Annotated in this window: 12 protein-coding genes; 7 read left to right on the top strand and 5 right to left on the bottom strand. The window is 68.6% G+C overall.

What is annotated here, in order from left to right; all coding sequences use genetic code 11:
* Positions 1 to 13: 13 nt before the first annotated feature.
* Positions 14 to 1,027: an alcohol dehydrogenase catalytic domain-containing protein gene (locus tag ACIA58_RS27495; protein ID WP_396406678.1), complete on the top strand. Its 1,014-nt coding sequence runs from the start codon at positions 14 to 16 to the stop codon at positions 1,025 to 1,027.
* A 133-nt stretch (positions 1,028 to 1,160) separates the two neighbouring features.
* Here the strand turns inward: ACIA58_RS27495 and ACIA58_RS27490 are convergent, their stop codons facing one another.
* Positions 1,161 to 1,604 carry a DUF6319 family protein gene (locus ACIA58_RS27490; RefSeq protein ID WP_396406677.1) on the bottom strand — a complete coding sequence of 148 codons (444 nt, stop codon included), beginning with the start codon at positions 1,602 to 1,604 and terminating at the stop codon, positions 1,161 to 1,163.
* A 41-nt stretch (positions 1,605 to 1,645) separates the two neighbouring features.
* Positions 1,646 to 2,263, bottom strand: coding sequence for a TetR/AcrR family transcriptional regulator (locus tag ACIA58_RS27485; protein WP_396406676.1), 618 nt, complete (start codon positions 2,261 to 2,263; stop codon positions 1,646 to 1,648).
* Positions 2,264 to 2,333: 70 nt separating this feature from the next.
* Between ACIA58_RS27485 and ACIA58_RS27480 the strand changes: the two genes are divergently transcribed.
* Together ACIA58_RS27480 and ACIA58_RS27475 are read left to right on the top strand one after the other, a co-directional pair.
* Entirely contained in the window at positions 2,334 to 2,528 is a 195-nt protein-coding gene (locus ACIA58_RS27480) for a hypothetical protein (protein WP_396406675.1), read from the top strand.
* Positions 2,528 to 3,955, top strand: a complete 1,428-nt coding sequence (locus ACIA58_RS27475; protein WP_396406674.1) for an MFS transporter — start codon at positions 2,528 to 2,530, stop codon at positions 3,953 to 3,955. The genes ACIA58_RS27480 and ACIA58_RS27475 overlap by 1 nt, the downstream gene beginning before the upstream one ends.
* Here the strand turns inward: ACIA58_RS27475 and gndA are convergent.
* Positions 3,883 to 5,322 carry an NADP-dependent phosphogluconate dehydrogenase gene (gndA, locus tag ACIA58_RS27470; protein ID WP_396406673.1) on the bottom strand — a complete coding sequence of 480 codons (1,440 nt, stop codon included), beginning with the start codon at positions 5,320 to 5,322 and terminating at the stop codon, positions 3,883 to 3,885. The genes ACIA58_RS27475 and gndA overlap by 73 nt on opposite strands.
* A gap of 135 nt (positions 5,323 to 5,457) precedes the next feature.
* On the opposite strand from gndA, the gene ACIA58_RS27465 reads away from it, so the two are divergent.
* The 4 genes from ACIA58_RS27465 to ACIA58_RS27450 are packed head-to-tail and all read left to right on the top strand — an operon-like array spanning position 5,458 to position 14,736.
* Positions 5,458 to 8,628 (top strand): DUF2961 domain-containing protein, encoded by a 3,171-nt coding sequence (locus ACIA58_RS27465; protein ID WP_396406672.1) that lies wholly within the window; start codon positions 5,458 to 5,460, stop codon positions 8,626 to 8,628.
* Positions 8,625 to 9,152: an isochorismatase family protein gene (locus tag ACIA58_RS27460; protein WP_396406671.1), complete on the top strand. Its 528-nt coding sequence runs from the start codon at positions 8,625 to 8,627 to the stop codon at positions 9,150 to 9,152. Before ACIA58_RS27465 ends, ACIA58_RS27460 begins: the two co-directional genes overlap by 4 nt.
* A 20-nt stretch (positions 9,153 to 9,172) precedes the next feature.
* Positions 9,173 to 13,834, top strand: coding sequence for a hypothetical protein (locus ACIA58_RS27455; RefSeq protein ID WP_396406670.1), 4,662 nt, complete (start codon positions 9,173 to 9,175; stop codon positions 13,832 to 13,834).
* Positions 13,831 to 14,736 (top strand): hypothetical protein, encoded by a 906-nt coding sequence (locus ACIA58_RS27450; RefSeq protein WP_396406669.1) that lies wholly within the window; start codon positions 13,831 to 13,833, stop codon positions 14,734 to 14,736. The genes ACIA58_RS27455 and ACIA58_RS27450 overlap by 4 nt, the downstream gene beginning before the upstream one ends.
* Here the strand turns inward: ACIA58_RS27450 and ACIA58_RS27445 are convergent.
* Together ACIA58_RS27445 and ACIA58_RS27440 are read right to left on the bottom strand one after the other, a co-directional pair.
* On the bottom strand, positions 14,733 to 15,554 hold the full coding sequence (locus ACIA58_RS27445; protein ID WP_396406668.1) for an NAD(P)H-binding protein: 822 nt from the start codon (positions 15,552 to 15,554) through the stop codon (positions 14,733 to 14,735). The genes ACIA58_RS27450 and ACIA58_RS27445 overlap by 4 nt on opposite strands.
* Positions 15,551 to 16,729: an aminoglycoside phosphotransferase family protein gene (locus ACIA58_RS27440; protein WP_396406667.1), complete on the bottom strand. Its 1,179-nt coding sequence runs from the start codon at positions 16,727 to 16,729 to the stop codon at positions 15,551 to 15,553. The genes ACIA58_RS27445 and ACIA58_RS27440 overlap by 4 nt, the downstream gene beginning before the upstream one ends.
* Between the last annotated feature and the right edge of the window lies 1 nt (position 16,730).

Here is a 16,730-nt window from a genome sequence, read left to right as displayed (position 1 = left end):
CCGAGGGAGAGAGATGACTGGAACCATGCGTGCGGCCCAGGTCCAGCAGGCCGGCGGACCCTTCGTCGTGACCGATGTGCCGATCCCGGAGCCCAAGGCCGGGCAGATCCGGGTCAAGGTGCACGCCTGCGGGATCTGCGGTGGTGACGCGATCCCGCGGAACGCGCTCTTCGGCACGGTGCTGCCGCGGATCCCCGGGCACGAGATCGCCGGGGTCGTGGACGCCGTCGGCGAGGGCGTCACGGTCTGGGAGGTCGGTCAACGGGTCGGCGTGGGCTGGTCCGGCGGCGTCGACTTCACCTGCGAGTTCTGCCGTCGCGGCGACTTCACGAACTGCGTGAGCCGCACGATCGTCGGCACGTCGTACGACGGCGGGTACGCCGAGTTCATGGTGGCACCGCAGGACGCGGTGGCGCGGATCCCGGAGGGCCTGTCCCTCGAGGACGCGGCGCCGTTGATGTGCGGCGGGATCACAGCCTTCAACGCACTCCGGCACGCGCACGCAGGGCCGGGGGACACGATCGCGGTGCAGGGAGTCGGCGGCGTCGGTCACCTGGCGATCCAGTTCGCCGACAAGATGGGCTTCCGGACCGTGGCGATCAACCGCGGCCGGGACAAGGAGAAGCTCGCTCGCCAGCTCGGAGCGGACGAGTACATCGACAGCAACGAGGGCGATGCCGGTGAGGCGCTGCAGGCGCTCGGCGGCGCGGCCGTCGTCCTCGCGACTGTGTCCCGCGCCGAGCTTCAGTCGGACCTGGTCAAGGGCCTTCGTCCGAACGGTGAGCTGATCGTCCTCGAAGGCGCGGACCCGATCCAGGTCACCGGTCACGCGCTCGCCGAAGGCCGGCTGTCGGTGGCCGGCTGGTACTCGGGTGTGGCGCAGGACTCGGAGGAGACGCTGAACTTCTCGGTGCTGAAGAACATCCGGCCGATCATCGAGACCTTCCCGCTCGAGCAGGCCGAGGACGCCTGGCAACACCAGCCCAAGGCGAACCTGCGGATCGTTCTCAAGACCCAGCCCGAGTGATCCCCAGAACCCGTCCGCAACCACCTCACACGGTTGCGGACGGGTTCTGCATTTGCTGCCCGTGGTGATCAGGGAAGGTGACTACCACGGGGAGTCTGTGCCGGGATCAGCTCGTAGTTGAGCTCAGGTGAGCTCAGTCGAGGTCGGCGAGGGCCTTCTTGGCGGCCTCCAGCTCGGCCTCGAGGGCTGCGACCTTGGCGGCCTGCTGGGAGCGGGCCTCCTCGATGACCTCGTCGATCGGGGTCGACAGGTCCTCATGCAGCTCCTTGGCGGCGCGCGAGACCGCGGCCGCGGCGACGGCCAGGTCGCGGGCCAGGTAGGTCGTGCCCTGCTTGAGCTCGGCGTGCCACTCGCCGTCCGCGGTCCCGGTGACGGTCAGCGTGAGCTCGATGGTCTTCGCCTTCTTGCCGGCCGCCTTCTTCGCCGGTGCCTTCTTCGGCTTGGGAGCCTCGACCGGGACGGACGTGGCTTCGGCCGTTTCGGGCGTCGTTTCGGCCGCGGCCGCCGACGGGTTGATCGGGTCGGGAGTGTCGGCGAGGTCGGACGGCGTCTCTACTGCCAGAGTGTCTACAGTCATCGTTGCGGCGATCTCCTTCTGGGACTGGCGCTGAGTGACTATTAGAACACATGTTCGATTCTCAGACCAACCAGCTTCACCAGGAAGCGGTCGATCTGGTCTGCGAGCGGCGGTAGGTCGGCTTCCGGTTCGTTGATCCGGATCGAGACCGCGCCGTGCACCGCGGCGCGAAGGTCCAGGGCCACGGCGGTCGCGTCGTCCGCGGGCGCGAGGCCGGCGTCCATGCAGGCCTGTACGGCGGCGATCGCCCGCGTCGACAGCTCCTCCTTGAAGACCAGGTGCATCCGCCGGTTGAGCGTGCTCTCGTGCAGCACCTTGTAGAGGCCGGAGTACTCGCGGACCCAGGCGCCGAGGAAGAGGAGCCGCGCGCGTAGCCGCCGCACCGGATCGTCCCCGCCGCCGGCCTCGGCCTGCTCGAGGTCGCGGAGGAGGTCGGTCGTGGACTGCTCGAGCGCGGCGAAGACGAGCGCGTCACGGTCGGCGAAGTGAATGTAGACCGACGTCGCCGCGATCCCGACCTCGCGGGCGACCGCGCGCAGCGAGAGCGCCTCGTCGTCACCCAGCTCGTTCAGCATCCGCAGCGCGGCGTCGATGATCTCCCGTCGCAGCAGCTCTCCCTGCCCGCGACGGTTCCGGCTCCGCGACGTTCCAGCGTCCATAAAGCCGATTGTATTGCAACGCACGTTGCCTTACAGTCGTAGCACTACAGCTGTTCACTTAAGGATGATCATGAGCGAACGCAACAAACAAGCCGTCCTCGACTTCTACGAGGCCGGCCTGAACCAGAAGGACCTCCACGCCACCCTCCGCCAGGACTTCCCCGACCTGAAGGCCGAGGTCGAGCGCGTCTTCGCCGACGGCGACCACGTAGTCGCCCACGTCCACGGCGTACGGGTGCCCGGACAGTCGAACGGGATGTTCTAGTGGCGGCGACGGAAGCGCCGCCGGCGCTCGACGCGCGGCGGTGGTGGGCGTTAGGGGCGGTGGCGACGGCTCAGTTGATGATCGGCATCGACCTGACCATCGTGAACATCGCGTTGCCGTCCGTGCAGCGGGCGTTGGGGATGTCGGATCCGGCACGGCAGTGGGTGATCACGCTGTTCGCGCTGGGGTACGGCGGTTTGCTGCTGCTCGGCGGACGGATGAGCGATCTGATCGGACGCCGACGTGCCCTGCTGATCGGGCTGACCGGCTTCGCGGCCGCCTCAGCTCTTGGCGGAGCCGCGACCGGACCGGCGATGCTGCTCACCGGACGAGGGCTGCAGGGCGTCTTCGGCGCACTGCTGACCCCGGCGGTGCTGGCAACGCTTGCAGCGTCGTTCCCATTGCCGGCCGAGCGCGGGAAGGCATTCGGCATCTACGGGACGGCGATGGGTAGCTCGTCCGGTCTCGGTGTGCTGGTCGGCGGCGTGCTAACGCAGTACCTCGACTGGAGGTGGTGCATGTACGTCAACCTCCCGGTCGCCGCGTTGGCAGCGGGCGGTGTCCTGTACGCCGTACGCCCCGTCCCGCGCGATAGCGGGGTGCGAGTCGACCTGCTAGGTGCGTTGCTGGCAACCGCGGGGCTGATGGCGGTCGTGTTCGGATTCGCTCGAGCGGAGTCGGACGGCTGGAGCGCACCGGCGACGTACGCATCGCTGGCTGCCGGCGTGGTGCTCATTGCCGCGTTCCTGGCGGTGCAGGCGCGTGCGAAGTCTCCACTGCTGCCGCTGCGGGTTATCGCAAACAACAGACGAGCTGCGTCGTACCTGGCTGTGTTCAGCCTGGCGATCGGTATGTTCGCCGCTCTGTTCTTCCTGACCTTCTACCTGCAGAACATCCAGCACTACTCGCCGGTCAAGGCCGGTCTGGCCTTCCTGCCGCTGACTGTCGGACTGATGGTCGGTGTGCGTGCAGTGAGCCGACTACTGGCCAAGGCGACAGTGCGGTCGCTCATCTGCCCCGGGCTCCTCACTATCGCCGCAGGGCTCGCACTGCTCGGCCTACTCAAGGCAGACAGCAGCTACTGGCTGCACGTCATGCCCGTGTTCCTGCTCGTCGGTCTCGGGACCGGATGGGTGCTGATCACTGCAAACAGCACGGCAACACTCGGCGCCGGTCCCGACACTGCGGTAGCCGGCGCCATGGTGATGACCTCTCAACAGATCGGCGCGTCGCTCGGAACTGCGCTGCTCAGCACCGTCGCGGGCACAGTTGCCGCCCGCTCCGATGCTGTCCACGGATTCAATGTGGCGAGCCTCGGAGCGGCCGGCTTCTTGTGTGTAGCTGCGGTCGCGGTCTACTGGGTGCTCTCGGAGCGGTCGCCCGACCACTCCAGGTGGAAGCTGCCCTCACGGTCGACCCGCTTGTAGGTGTGCGCGCCGAACAGGTCACGTAGACCCTGGATCAGCGCAGCCGGCAGCCGCTCGGCCCGCAGCCCGTCGTAGTACGACAGCGCCGCCGAGAATCCCGGAGCCGGTACACCGACCGTCGCGGCGGCAGCCACGACCCGTCGCCAGGCCTCCTGCCCGTTGGCGACTGCTTCCTTGAAGTAGTCGTCGACGAGCAGCGAGGGGAGGTCCGGGTTGCGGTCGTAGGCCTCCTTGATGCGGTCCAGGAACCGCGCCCGGATGATGCACCCGCCGCGCCAGATCGTCGCCATCGCACCGAGGTCGACGTCCCAGTCGTACTCCTCGCTGGCCGCCCGGATCGCGTCGAAGCCCTGCGCGTACGCGACCAGCTTCGACGAGTACAGCGCGTGCCGTACGTCGTCGATGAACGCCTGCCGGTCGACATCCAGCTTCACGTCCGACGGACCGGGCAGTACGCCGGCTGCCGCCTCCCGCCGTACCAGGTCACCCGACAGGGACCGGGCGAACACTGCCTCGGCCATGCCGCTGACCGGGATGCCCAGGTCGAGCGCGGACTGTACCGTCCAGCGCCCCGTGCCCTTCTGCTCCGCCTGGTCGAGGACGACGTCCACGAACGGACCGCCCGCGGTCGGGTCGGTCTGGCTGAGCACCTCGGCGGTGATCTCGATCAGGAACGACTCGAGGTCGCCGGTGTTCCAGTCCCGGAACACGTCGGCCAGCTCGGAGGGGGACAGGTCGAGCACGTGGCGGAGCAGGTCGTACGCCTCGGCGATCAGCTGCATGTCGGCGTACTCGATGCCGTTGTGCAGCATCTTCACGAAGTGCCCCGCGCCGTCCGGGCCGACGTGCACGCAGCACGGCTCGCCGTTCACGTGTGCGGAGATCTTGGTCAGCATCGGCTCCAGCGCCGCGTACGACTCCGGCGAACCGCCCGGCATGATGCTCGGGCCGTTCAGCGCGCCCTCCTCACCGCCGGACACGCCGCTGCCGACGAAGTGCAGCCCCTGGTCGCGGAGCGCGGCCTCGCGCCGCCGGGTGTCGAGGAAGTGCGCGTTGCCGGCGTCGACGACGATGTCGCCCTCGTCGAGCAGCGGCACCAGCTCGTCGATGACCGCGTCGGTCGGCGCGCCGGCCTTGACCATGACGATGATCTTGCGCGGCTGCTCGAGCGACTCGACGAAGCCCGCCAGGTCCGTGGACGGGACGAAGTCGCCCTCGGAGCCGAACTCCGCGACCAGCGAGTCCGTGCGGGCCTGGGAGCGGTTGTGCAGAGCGACGCTGAACCCGTTGCGCGCGAGGTTCCGGGCCAGGTTGCGGCCCATCACCGCGAGGCCGGTGACGCCGATCTGGGCTTTATCAGAGCTCATCGAATCTCCCGCAGTCTCGAGTTGTGTGCGGGTCCAGTCTGCCTGAGCCCTTCTCAGCCGCAAACATCGGTGGTAGACATCTCAGAAATCGATTTCCCAGTCGGTCGGAACTCAACGTCGGAAAGGCCCGCCCCCATGCTCCGTCGTGTCATCGCGCTCGTCGCCTGTTCGCTGCTCGCTCTCCCCGCCACCACGGCTTCGGCCGCCACGCAGACCGGCAACGACAACGGCCCGGTCGGCTGGGAGGTGTACCGCAACCTGGACCGGTTGCCCGAGCTGCAGACCGGCGTACGGACCAAGCAGTTCTCCAGCTTCGGCCGCGACGGCACCAACAACGACGGCTTCGACGGCACCTACTCCTGTCTGCGGACGACGGACGCGGGCTGCGTGATCGCCGAGGACAGCGGTCCAGGTGAGATCGCGTCGATCTGGTTCACCCGGGACGAGGGCGACGTCACCAAGACCGGCACGATCACCGTCGAGCTCGACGGCAAGCAGGTCCTGCACGGCTCCCTGCAGGACATCGTCGACGGCAAGCTCGGCGCGCCCTTCCAGTACCCGCTCGTTGCCAATGCGGTGCAGACCAGCGGCGGCGTCTACATCCGCGTCCCGATGCCGTACCGCTCCTCGATGCGGATCACCACCCAGACCAATCCGCTCTTCTACCACGTCGACTATCGCCAGTTCCCGGACGCGAACGGCATCCGCACGTTCGACCCGAGCGACAAGGCCGAGGACGTCCTGGCCCTGCTCGACGCGGCCGGTACGAAGGACCCCAAGCCCGCCCAGCCGAACAGCACCACCACGAAGACCCCGCTGAACCTTGCCCCCGGCAAGCAGGTGACGCTCGCGGACGCCCGTGGGCCCGGTGAGCTGAGCGCGCTCCGCCTCAAGCTGCCCGACCTGGTCGGTCTCGACCTGAAGAGCTTCGCCGACGACGGCCGTGCGTTCCTCGGCGGCAGCACCTTCACGATGAAGATCGACCCGGCGAACACCGGCGTGAAGCTGACCCGGCGGATGGATCTGCGGATCGGCAACCAGCGCGCGAAGATCCTGGTCGACGGCGCCCCGGCCGGTGAGTGGGCGCCCCTCAAGGCGCAGGGCGCGCAGTGGCACGACCAGTCCGTCGACCTGCCGGCCGCGCTGACCGCGGGAAAGTCGCAGATCACGATCACCAACCAGTTCGTCTCGTCGGACCTGGACTTCAACGAGTTCGCCTACTGGGCCGACTCGATCGTCGGCGGTGAGGTGAAGCGCACCGACACCCTCGACGTCGGGCCGAACCATGTCACCGGCGAGCAGGCGCACGGGTACGCGATCACCCAGCAGAACTGGAGCGGCGAGCACGCGATGGCGTACGCCGCGACCGACGAGGACGCCGCCCGCGTCAAGCCGTCCGACACCCTGCTTGCCGGTGTCCGTGTCCAGGTGACGATCGACGGCAAGAAGCGGGTCGATGCGCCGCTCGGCGAGTTCTTCGGCTCGGGCCTCGGCGAGAACCCGGTCCACTCGCTGTTCTTCGCCATGGATCCCGACGGCTGGTACTCCTCCTGGTGGCCGATGCCGTACGTCGCCCGCGCGACGGTGACACTGGTCAACCCCACGGCGTACCCGCTGACCGGTCAGGCCGACGTGACCGCATCGCGGAACGCCCGCAAGGCCGTCGAGCTGGCGACCGGGAAGATCGGGTACTTCACCGCGATCTCGACCCGCGGCGAGACGACGCAGGGGAGCGACTGGGCGTTCGCCGACGTCACCGGTCGCGGCAAGTTCGTCGGCGTCTCGCAGACGATGGAGGGATTGCTTGCTGACGGCAACACTCGTGGGTACCTCGAAGGTGACGAGCGGGTGTACGTCGACGGTGAGCGGACACCGGCGATCCATGGCACCGGGACCGAAGACTTCTACGAGTCCGGCTGGTACTTCAATGCCGGCACATACTCCACTCCGTTCCACGGCAACTCCGCGCACGAGGTCCGGGCAGGCTTCTGCACGAACGAATGCGACGGCGCGTGGCGGTTGCACATCACCGATTCGGTCGCGTTCCAGAACCAGCTCGACTTCGGGATCGAGCACGGGCAGCAGGACGACCATCCGGCGATCTACGGCTCCACTGCGTTCCTCTACACCGGCTCCGGCTCCGGCTTCGGCGCCCGGGAGACCGACAGGATCGACACCGGGTCGGCCGCGAGCCGTCAACAGCACGCGTACGCCGATGGTGGCACACAGTCGGACCTGAGCGCGGTCTACGAGGGCGACCACGACGACATCACCCTGACCGACCAGGTCCGCTCGAGCACGCAGCCGATCCACTTCACGGCGAAGATCGATCCCGCGAACCGCGGGGTGACCCTGCGACGGACCAGTGACCAGAACAGTCCGGGGCAATCGGCGCAAGTTGTTGTCAACGGCAAGAATGCGGGAACCTGGCTGCAACCCCTCGGCAACACTCACCAGCGCTGGCTGGACGACAACTACCAGCTCCCCGCCTCCCTCACCGCCGGGCGGACCAAGCTAGACATCGAGCTACGTCCGACCGGCCCCGCGTGGACGGCCTCGTCGTACGTCGTGCAGTCGCTGGTCCTCCCGTACGACGACCACCGCCCGCCGGGCGCGGTCACCGGGGCAAGGGCAGTGGGGCGATCCGACAACGCGATCAACGTGACCTGGAACGACGTGCCGGACGACAGCGGGATCGCCTATTACCAGGTCTACGGCACGAAGGCCGGCGGGGCGGAGAAGTTGCTCGGGACCACGCCGCTGCCAGGTTTCCTGCACCGGGGTCTGGGGCTTCATGAGACCTGGTCGTATCGAGTGGCCGCGGTGGATCTGGCTGGTCATGCGGGAGCGAAGTCCGTGGCAGTGCAGGGGACGAGCGGCAGCACGCTGCGGGTCGAGGGTGAGGGGATGTTGCCGCCGGTGTCGTCGACCGTGGCAGTCGATCCGCAGGGCAACTGCTGCGGGGTCAGCTGGTCGGGTGGGGCGCAGGCGTGGATCCATGGCAGTAAGGCCGGCGACAAGACCGTGCTGCAGTTCAGTGTGCCCACGACGGGTTCGTACGACCTGTCGACGGTGCTGACGAAGGCGGCCGACTACGGGATCGCCGACGTGCAGATCGACGGGAACATGCCGGTGAGCTTCGACGGCTACCAGGCCTCCGGGGTCGGTACGCAGACGGTTGAGCTTGGCGCGGTGCAGTTGTCCGCCGGCACACACCAATACGTCGTCACGATCACCGGCAAGAACCCAGCGGCAATCGGCTACCTCGTCGGCGTGGACGTGCTGGACCTTAGGCTCGCCGCGTGAACACTCTCGAGGCCCGTCGTACCGCGCTCATCCTGATCGACCTGATGCCGCGGATCGTTGCGCTGGAGACCGCGCCGCACAGCGGACCCGCCGTACTCGAGCGATCCGTCGCCCTGGCGGCCGCGACGCGCAAGGCCGGCGGGCTGGTGGTCAACGTACGGGTCGAGCGGCCGGGCGTCGACGTCCAGCCGGAGGGCAGCGGGTTCGCACCGACGGCCGAGCCGCAGCCGGGCGACCTGGAGATCGTGAAGCGGGCGATCGGCGCCTTCGGCCGGACGTCACTCGACGCGGAGTTGCAGTCCCGGGGCATCGCGAACGTCGCCCTGGCCGGCATCGCCACCAACTTCGGCGTCGAGTCCACCGCCCGTGCCGCCTCCGACCTCGGCTACGAAACGTTCTTCATCACCGACGCGATGACGGGCCTCGACGAGCACGCCCACAACTTCGCCCTCTCCTACGCCTTCCCCCGAATCGGCGAGACCTGCACGACCGAGGAGTTCCTCAAGGCACTGAGTCAGGCCTGACGTCCGGATAGGCTGCGACGATGGCGAGGCGGTTGCTCGACGTCCACGGCGCAGGTGAGCACAATCTGCGCGATATCGATGTCTCCTTCGCGCCGGGGCTGACGGCGGTCGTCGGCGTGTCGGGTTCGGGCAAGTCGTCGTTGGCCTTCGACGTGGTCTACACCGAGGCGCGTCGCCGGTTCGTCGAGTCGCTGGCGCTCGGCGGGAACAGCGCGCGGGTTCCTGCTGCCAGGGTCCGGCACATCGACGGTCTGGGGCCGGCGGTGGCGGTTGCTCAGAACGTCCTCAACCGCAACCCGAACTCGACTGTCGCGACGTCGGTCGGGCTGCATCCGTTCTTGCGGATCCTGTACTCACGGTTCGCCGAGGTCGAGTGCCCCCACTGCCACCTACCGGTCCGGGGCTTGTCCGCCGAGGAGCGCCTCACCACTGCACTCGACCTGCTCGAAGGCACAGACAGCCTCGACGTCGAGGTAGCGATCGTCCGAGGGCTGCCCGGACGTCATGCGCGCCTGCTTGCCGGCCTCCGAGGCCAGTTCGCCCACGTAACCGTTGATGGACGGCCATGGACACGGTCGATACGTCTGGACCCGGCGCGCCCTCACGACATCGTCGTACGGGTCGACACCCTTCGGTCCGACCAGTCGGCAGCCGAGGTCCGGGCCACCCTGGAGCAAGCCGGCGCCTTGGGTCGCCCCGAGGTACTGCTTGGTGGTACGCCGGTCCTCCGGGCGCCCATCTGCCCGCAATGCGGAGCCTGGGTCCGGCCACTCGCACCGTCCGCCTTCCGCAGCGACAACGACACTTCGTCACACCGGATCGCCGGCAGCACGCTCCAGGAGTTGCTCGGTCGATCGGTGACCGAGGTCCTCGAATTCGTGGAGCAGTTGCCGCTCGGGTCGCGGGCCCGACGCATCCAGGACGAGTTGCTGCGACGCCTGCGCCCGCTGCAAGAGCTGGGTCTCGGCTACCTGGCTCCCGATCGATCGATGCCGACCCTGTCGCGCGGTGAGGCGCAACGCACCCGGCTCGCGGTCGTGCTCTCGGGGCGTCTCGAAGACCTGTTGCACGTCCTCGACGAGCCGACCATCGGGCTGCACCACAGCGATCTCGACCGACTACTCGACGCCATCGCCGTCCTGCCCGGCCCGGTCCTGATGGTCGAGCACGACCCGCAGGCGGTCGCCATGGCAGACGATGTCGTGGAGATCGGCCCCGGCGGTGGCCGTGCCGGAGGACGGCTGGTGTTTCAAGGCCCGCCCGCCGACCTTTGGCGCGCCGACACAGCGTCCGGAGTCAGCTTCTCGGCCGGCGCTCGGCGGCGCCGATCGTCACGCGTGGTGTCGGACGATCGGATCCGGATCACCGGAGCCAGCCTGCGCAACCTGCGCGAGGTCGACTGCGAGATCCCGCTGGGCTCGCTGACGGTGATCACCGGGCCGTCAGGAGCAGGCAAGACCACCCTGAGCCACGAGGTGTTGTTGGCATCCTTACGCGAGCGCGGTCCGGTCGGCTGTACGACGTTCGACGCGCCGGTGACCCGTGCGCGTGCGGTGGACCAGGCGCCGTTGGGCAACAACCCACGATCGAACCCGGCGACGTACACGAAGGTGCTCGACAGGATCCGCGACGTCTTCGCGAGCGAGACCGGACGCTCCGCGTCGGACTTCACCTTCAACCGGGCCGAGGGCGCCTGCCCGGACTGCGAGGGGATGGGATCGGTGGCGATCGGCCTGAACTATCTGGCGCCGATCTGGGTCCCGTGCGATGCATGCGATGGCCGTCGCTACCGTCCCGGGGTCCTCGAAGCGACCTGGGCGGGCAGGTCGATCGCCGAGGTGCTGGAGCTGACCGTCGACGACGCAAGCACTGTGTTCGCAGAGCATCCGGCGGTGACCCGAATCCTGCAGTCGCTCCAGGAGGTCGGCCTCGGTTATCTCACCCTCGGGCAACCGTCTCCGAGCCTTTCCGGTGGAGAAGCCCAACGCGTGCGGCTCGCCCGTGAGGTGGCCAAGGCCCGGACCGGTGACCTGGTCCTGCTCGACGAGCCGACGACGGGCTTGCACCCCGGCGACCTCGATCGGCTGCTCGCGGTGCTCGACCGACTGACGGACAACGGCTGCACGGTGGTCGTCGTCGAGCACCAGCCTGACGTGATCGCTGCCGCCGACTGGCGCATCGATCTGGGTCCGGGCGGTGGTCCCGACGGCGGACGCCTGCTGCACAACGGGCCGCCCACTGCCGAGAAGCAACCGCGGGTGCGGCCGCGAGCCAAGCCGCGCCGGGACCGGCGGTCCAGCGATGCGATCCAGGTACGCGGCGCCCGCGCGCACAACCTGCAGGGTGTGGACGTCGACTTCGCCAAGGGCAGGTTCACCGTCGTGACGGGCGTATCGGGTTCGGGCAAGTCCTCCTTGGTCCATGACGTCGTCGAATCCGAGGCGACCAGGCGGCTGCTCGAGTGCCTGTCCGTGTACGAGCGCCAGTCGGTCCACGAGGGTCCGGAGGCTCCGGTCGACTCGCTGACCGGAGTCGGCCCGACGATGAGCATCGACGCGTCCGGCCTGAACTACGACGGGCGCGGGCCGGGCGTCTACGTCTGGGATGCGGACCGGGTGACCGTTGGCCGGTCCAGCGACCTCGACCGCCTGATCGCCGTGGTCCTCGCCCGAGCGGGCCTTCGCACCTGCCTCAGCTGCGGCCACGACGCAGTACGCCGGACGTCCCCGAAGCCTGAGGCAGCGTGGAGCTGTGGCGACTGCGGGACCAGCGCGGTGCCGATCGAGCCGCGTCATCTGATGGGGTCGCCGGTGTCCATCTGTCCGCGGTGTTTGGGACTCGGAGTCGAGCGGGAGTTCGACTTCGCCAAGCTGATCGTGGACCCGGATGCGACTGTCTACGGCGGCGTCTTCGGCGGCAGTCTGTCCTGGTTCGGCACAACCGTCGGCGAGGAGCCGCCGATGCGGTCGCTGGCCGAGCGGTACGGGTTCGATCTGGACCGCACTCCCTGGAAGGCGTTGAGTGACGAGGCCCAACACGCCGTCCTGTACGGCGACGCGTTCTGGCGCGGGTTGAACGCGTGGGCCGCGAACGACGTCGGCGGCAAGGAATCGACCGTTTTTCCATGCCGGGAGTGCGATGGCCGGCGGTTGCGTGCGCCGTACCTGGCGATCCGTCTCGAGGGGCGTGGGCGGGACGAGCTGTTCTCGACCTCGCTCGCTGATCTCGAGGCCGTCCTGACCTCGATGGAGGTGCCTGCCGATCGACAAGCGGCAGACGCGCGGACCACCGCGCTACAGCGGCTGGGTTTCCTGCGTACCGTCGGGCTGGGCTATCTCCAACTGAACCGCTCGACCTGGACGCTGTCGGCCGGTGAAGCGCAACGGATCAAGCTGGCATCGGTGCTTGGCGGCGGACTCGTCGGGATGACCGTCCTGCTCGACGAGCCCTCCCGAGGGCTCCATCCCTCGGAGGTGGCCGCCCTGGCCCGGACCCTCACCGAGTTGCGGGCCGCCGGCAACACCGTCATCGCCGTCGAACACGACCCGACGCTCATCCGTGCGGCCGACGACCTCATCGAGATCGGTCCCGGTCCCGGGCGATCGGGTGGTCGGCTGGTCGAGCTCGACAGTCCGCAGTCGGTGACCCGGGCGGTTCTCGACGGACAGGTTCCGGCGTACCGCGAGGACCGTCGAGAGCCGACGGGTTGGATGCAGGTGACCGGAGCGCGGGAGAACAACCTTGCTGGACTCGACGTCCGCATCCCCCTCGGTGTACTGATCGGCGTCTGCGGGGTGTCCGGGTCGGGCAAGTCCTCGCTCGTCGTCGACACCATCGCGCTGGGCATGATCCCGCCGAGGACCAACATCGCCGGCCGCGGCGTGGTCCGCGTCCGGCCCGGTGACCACGACGCCATCTCCGGTGCACCCGGACGGACGGTCGTGGCCGACCAGTCCCGTGCCGAGATCAGCTCACCGGGGATGTTCCTCGGGCTCATCGGCGCGGTCCGCAAGGAGTTCGCCGCGAGTGAGGAAGCCATCGAGCAGGGCATCACGATCAAGGACCTGACCTATCGCTGCGACGCCTGCAAGGGCAAAGGCATGTGGAACCTGGACATGTCGTTCCTGCCGTCGGTGCCGCAGACCTGCGATGCCTGTCATGGCTCCGGGTACCGTCGCGAGGTCGCCACCTTGCTCCAGCGGGACCGCAGCCTCGCCGACCTCGAAGCTCTCACCGTCGAGGAGTTGGTCGACGAGTGGGGCGACGTCGACGCGGTACGTCGGCTGGGCGGGTCGGCCGTCGCGCTCGGGCTCGGCTACCTCGTACTGCGCCAGCCGGGCTGGAGCCTCTCGGGCGGCGAAGCGCAGCGGCTCAAACTCACCAAGGAGTTGGCCCGCCCGACGAAGGCAAGCACTCTGTATGTGCTGGACGAACCCACCGTCGGCCTCCACGCCACCGACGTCGCGGTGCTCGTCCGTACGCTCGACAAGCTCGTTGCTGCTGGCAACAGTGTGCTCGTGGTCGAGCACGATCCGGCCTTCCTCGCCGCCTGCGACTGGCTCATCGAGCTCGGCCCGGGCGCCGGCCTGGACGGCGGCCGGATCGTCTTCGAGGGCTCACCCGATGCTCTCCGACGAGCAGACACTGCCACCGCGCCCTACCTTCGCGGGGTGCGGCCATGAACCTCAGCACTCTTCTGCTCGGAGATCCGTCCCCGTCGCTGCGGTGGCGGGCCGCCCGCGAGCTGGAGGGCGCCAACGACGACGATGCGGAGGTCGCCGCTTGGCGCGCGGAGATTGATCAGAGCGCCGAGGTCAACGAACTCGTCGCGCGGCTGGAGGCAGCTGAGCCTTACGCCGCGGGCTATCTGCTCTGCCAACTCGCCTACGTCGGCTATCGCGGTCCCGCCACGGCGGCCGCGGTCGAGAAGATCTTCAAGGCCCAACAGCCGGACGGCTCGTGGTCGATTCCGGCAGGGACCGAGGGTCCTCGGTTCATCACGATGGAGACCGTCGTACCGCTGCGCGGAATCGTCGCTGCCGGCTTCGGCACCGATCCCAGGGCCGAGCGTGCCTTCGAATGGCTCCTCGGCGTGCGGCTCGAGGACGGATCCTGGCCGGCCGGTCCGAAGGCCGACCTCGGCGAAGCAGGCCGACCGGCACCGCCGGAGAAGGAGTACCGCCGACTGACCCGCGGGCTCGGCTGCCGATCGGCGACGACCGGCGCCGTTGCCTGTTTGGCGTTGCACCCCGAACGACGGCGGTCCGACGCGGCCCGGATCGGCGTCGACCACCTCCTGGCCCGGGAGAACCGCGACCCCTCGACCATCGGCTGGGAGGTGTCCCGTCTGGTCGGGCTTGAACGGGCGATGGGACAGGTGACGTTCTATGTCACCCACGACCTCGCCTTCCTGCTCGACCTCGCCTCCCGCTGCGGTGTGTCCTTGCAGGACCTGCACGACCTCGTCGACTACCTGGAAACGCTGCGCGGACCGTACGGCCTGTGGCAGCACCCCAGCCATCCGCAGCTCACCGGCTGGCTGTCTCTCGACCTCGAGACCAGCCTTCGCCGTCTGAGTCCTTAGTGGAACAGGGCGGCGTTCTCCCGCACCCAGGTCTGCAGGGTGCGCGCCGGTTGGCCGGTGACCTTGGCGACGGTGTCGTTGACCGAGGTTTCATCGACTGTGCCGTCGCCGAAGAAGCTCTCGATAGCAGCTGCGTAGGGCTCGGGCATCGCGGCGAACAACGCGTCGTGGGTCTCCGAGCGGCTCATCGGGTACGCCGTCAGCTTCCGGCCGATGCCCTCGCCGAGGATCGCGACCTGCTCGACCGGAGTGAGTGCGACCGGGCCGGTGAGTCGCAGTACTTCGCCGTTGTGTGAGCCCTGGAGCGAGCGGACCGCGACGTCGGCGATGTCCCGCGGATGGATCGTCGAGACCGGTACGTCGGGGAACTGCACCCGCACCTCGTCGCCGGCGCGGAGCTGGTCGAGCCAGCGCAGCGTGTTGGACATGAAGGAGTTCGGGCGCAGGAAGGTCCAGTCCAATCCAGCGGCCCGGACGGCCTCCTCGGTCGCGTGGTGGTACGCCGCGACGGCGTTCGTCACCTCGCCGTCGAGGGACGAACTGGACAACACCACGACCTTCCGAACTCCGGCACGTGCCGCGTTCGTGAGCAACTCGTCCAACCGGTCGTACCCGCTCAGCAAGAACATCCCGGTGACGCCGGCCAACGCGTCCACGAAGGTGTCCGGCCGGTTCAGGTCGCCGTACGCAGGCTCGATGCCCGTCGGCAGGGAGGTCTCCGAGCGGATCAGTGCCCGCCCCGGGATGCCTTGTGCTGCGAGCGATTGCACCACCGCGCCGCCCGCGTTGCCGGTCGCGCCTGTCACCAGGATCGTCATAGTCCGCAGCCTGCCACATCGAGGGCCGACCGCAGGCAGATCGCCGGGTCGTCCTGGTGGTAGATCCGTTCGCCGGGCTCGATGTTGTCGAGGAAGCGCTGGTACATGAGCGCATAGGTCAGCGGCCCCAACACGCTCATCGGCGCCAGCGCGCGCATCGGATCACAGCCCGGGACTGCTCGCCGCCAGGCCGCCGTCCACACCTCGGCCGCATGGTCGCGCTTCTCCGGTGGGAGGAAGTCGTGCAGTCGCCTGATGTCGGTCGCCGGATGACCGACGAACGTGTCGGCCCAGTCGACGATCACCCGATGCGTACCGTCCGAGCGCCAGTTCCCGGGATGGAAGTCGCCATGCACCAACGTCGTCGGCAGCCCCGCGGAGTCGAGCTCACCGACGATCGCCGGCAGCCGATCGACCAATCTCAGCAGACCGCTCACCTCGTCGTCGGACAACGCGACCCGGGGGATCAGCGGGGCAATCTCGTCCGCCAGAGCATGCGGCAGCAACTGTGGCGCATCGAGATCGTCCACCGGGAGGGATGCCTGCACCGCGACCCAGCGGCTCACGACGCTCTCCACCGACGGGCGGTCCGGCTCCCAGCAGTCCGTCCCGGGGGCGTGGGCGAGCAGTGACCAGCGGTTCTCGCAAGACGTCGCCAGTACAGCTGGTGCGAGCGTCTCGTCGTACCGCCGGATGTGCTCGATGATGTCCGCGTCGATGCTGCAGAACCTGCTGGTCGCCTTCGCCCAGGCTCCCGGGAAGCGGATCAGGCAGGAGAGGTTCCACGTCTTCACCTGGATGGCGTCGAGAGGGCCGACGACGTCACGCGCCCACTCGATGAGCCGCGATGGCCCGCCGACCTCGGCCCAGGTCGACCGGAGCGGATGCGCCGCGACGATCGAGTCCCACTCCGGCAACGGGCTCTCGTCGAGTACGCCGGGACGCGGCTCGTCCAGCGCCTCGACGTGGTACACGACCCGCCCGCCGCGTCCGATCACGGCCTCGTCCGCACGCACGAGCCGCAGTACGAAGGTCCGGACCCCCAGCAGCTGATCGAGATGCCGGGTGATGGCCTCGACCTCCGACCACCACGCTGGCTCCACCTCGAACGCCGGCGCCCGGCCGACGTACCGGGCGCCGACGCTGACCAAGGCCTCAACCGTCTTGACTTCCACC

The sequence above is a fragment of the Kribbella sp. NPDC051586 genome (assembly GCF_044453965.1).
GTDB lineage: Bacteria > Actinomycetota > Actinomycetes > Propionibacteriales > Kribbellaceae > Kribbella.
Note: the sequence above shows the minus strand (reverse complement) of the source record. Positions and strands in the feature narration are given on the sequence as shown.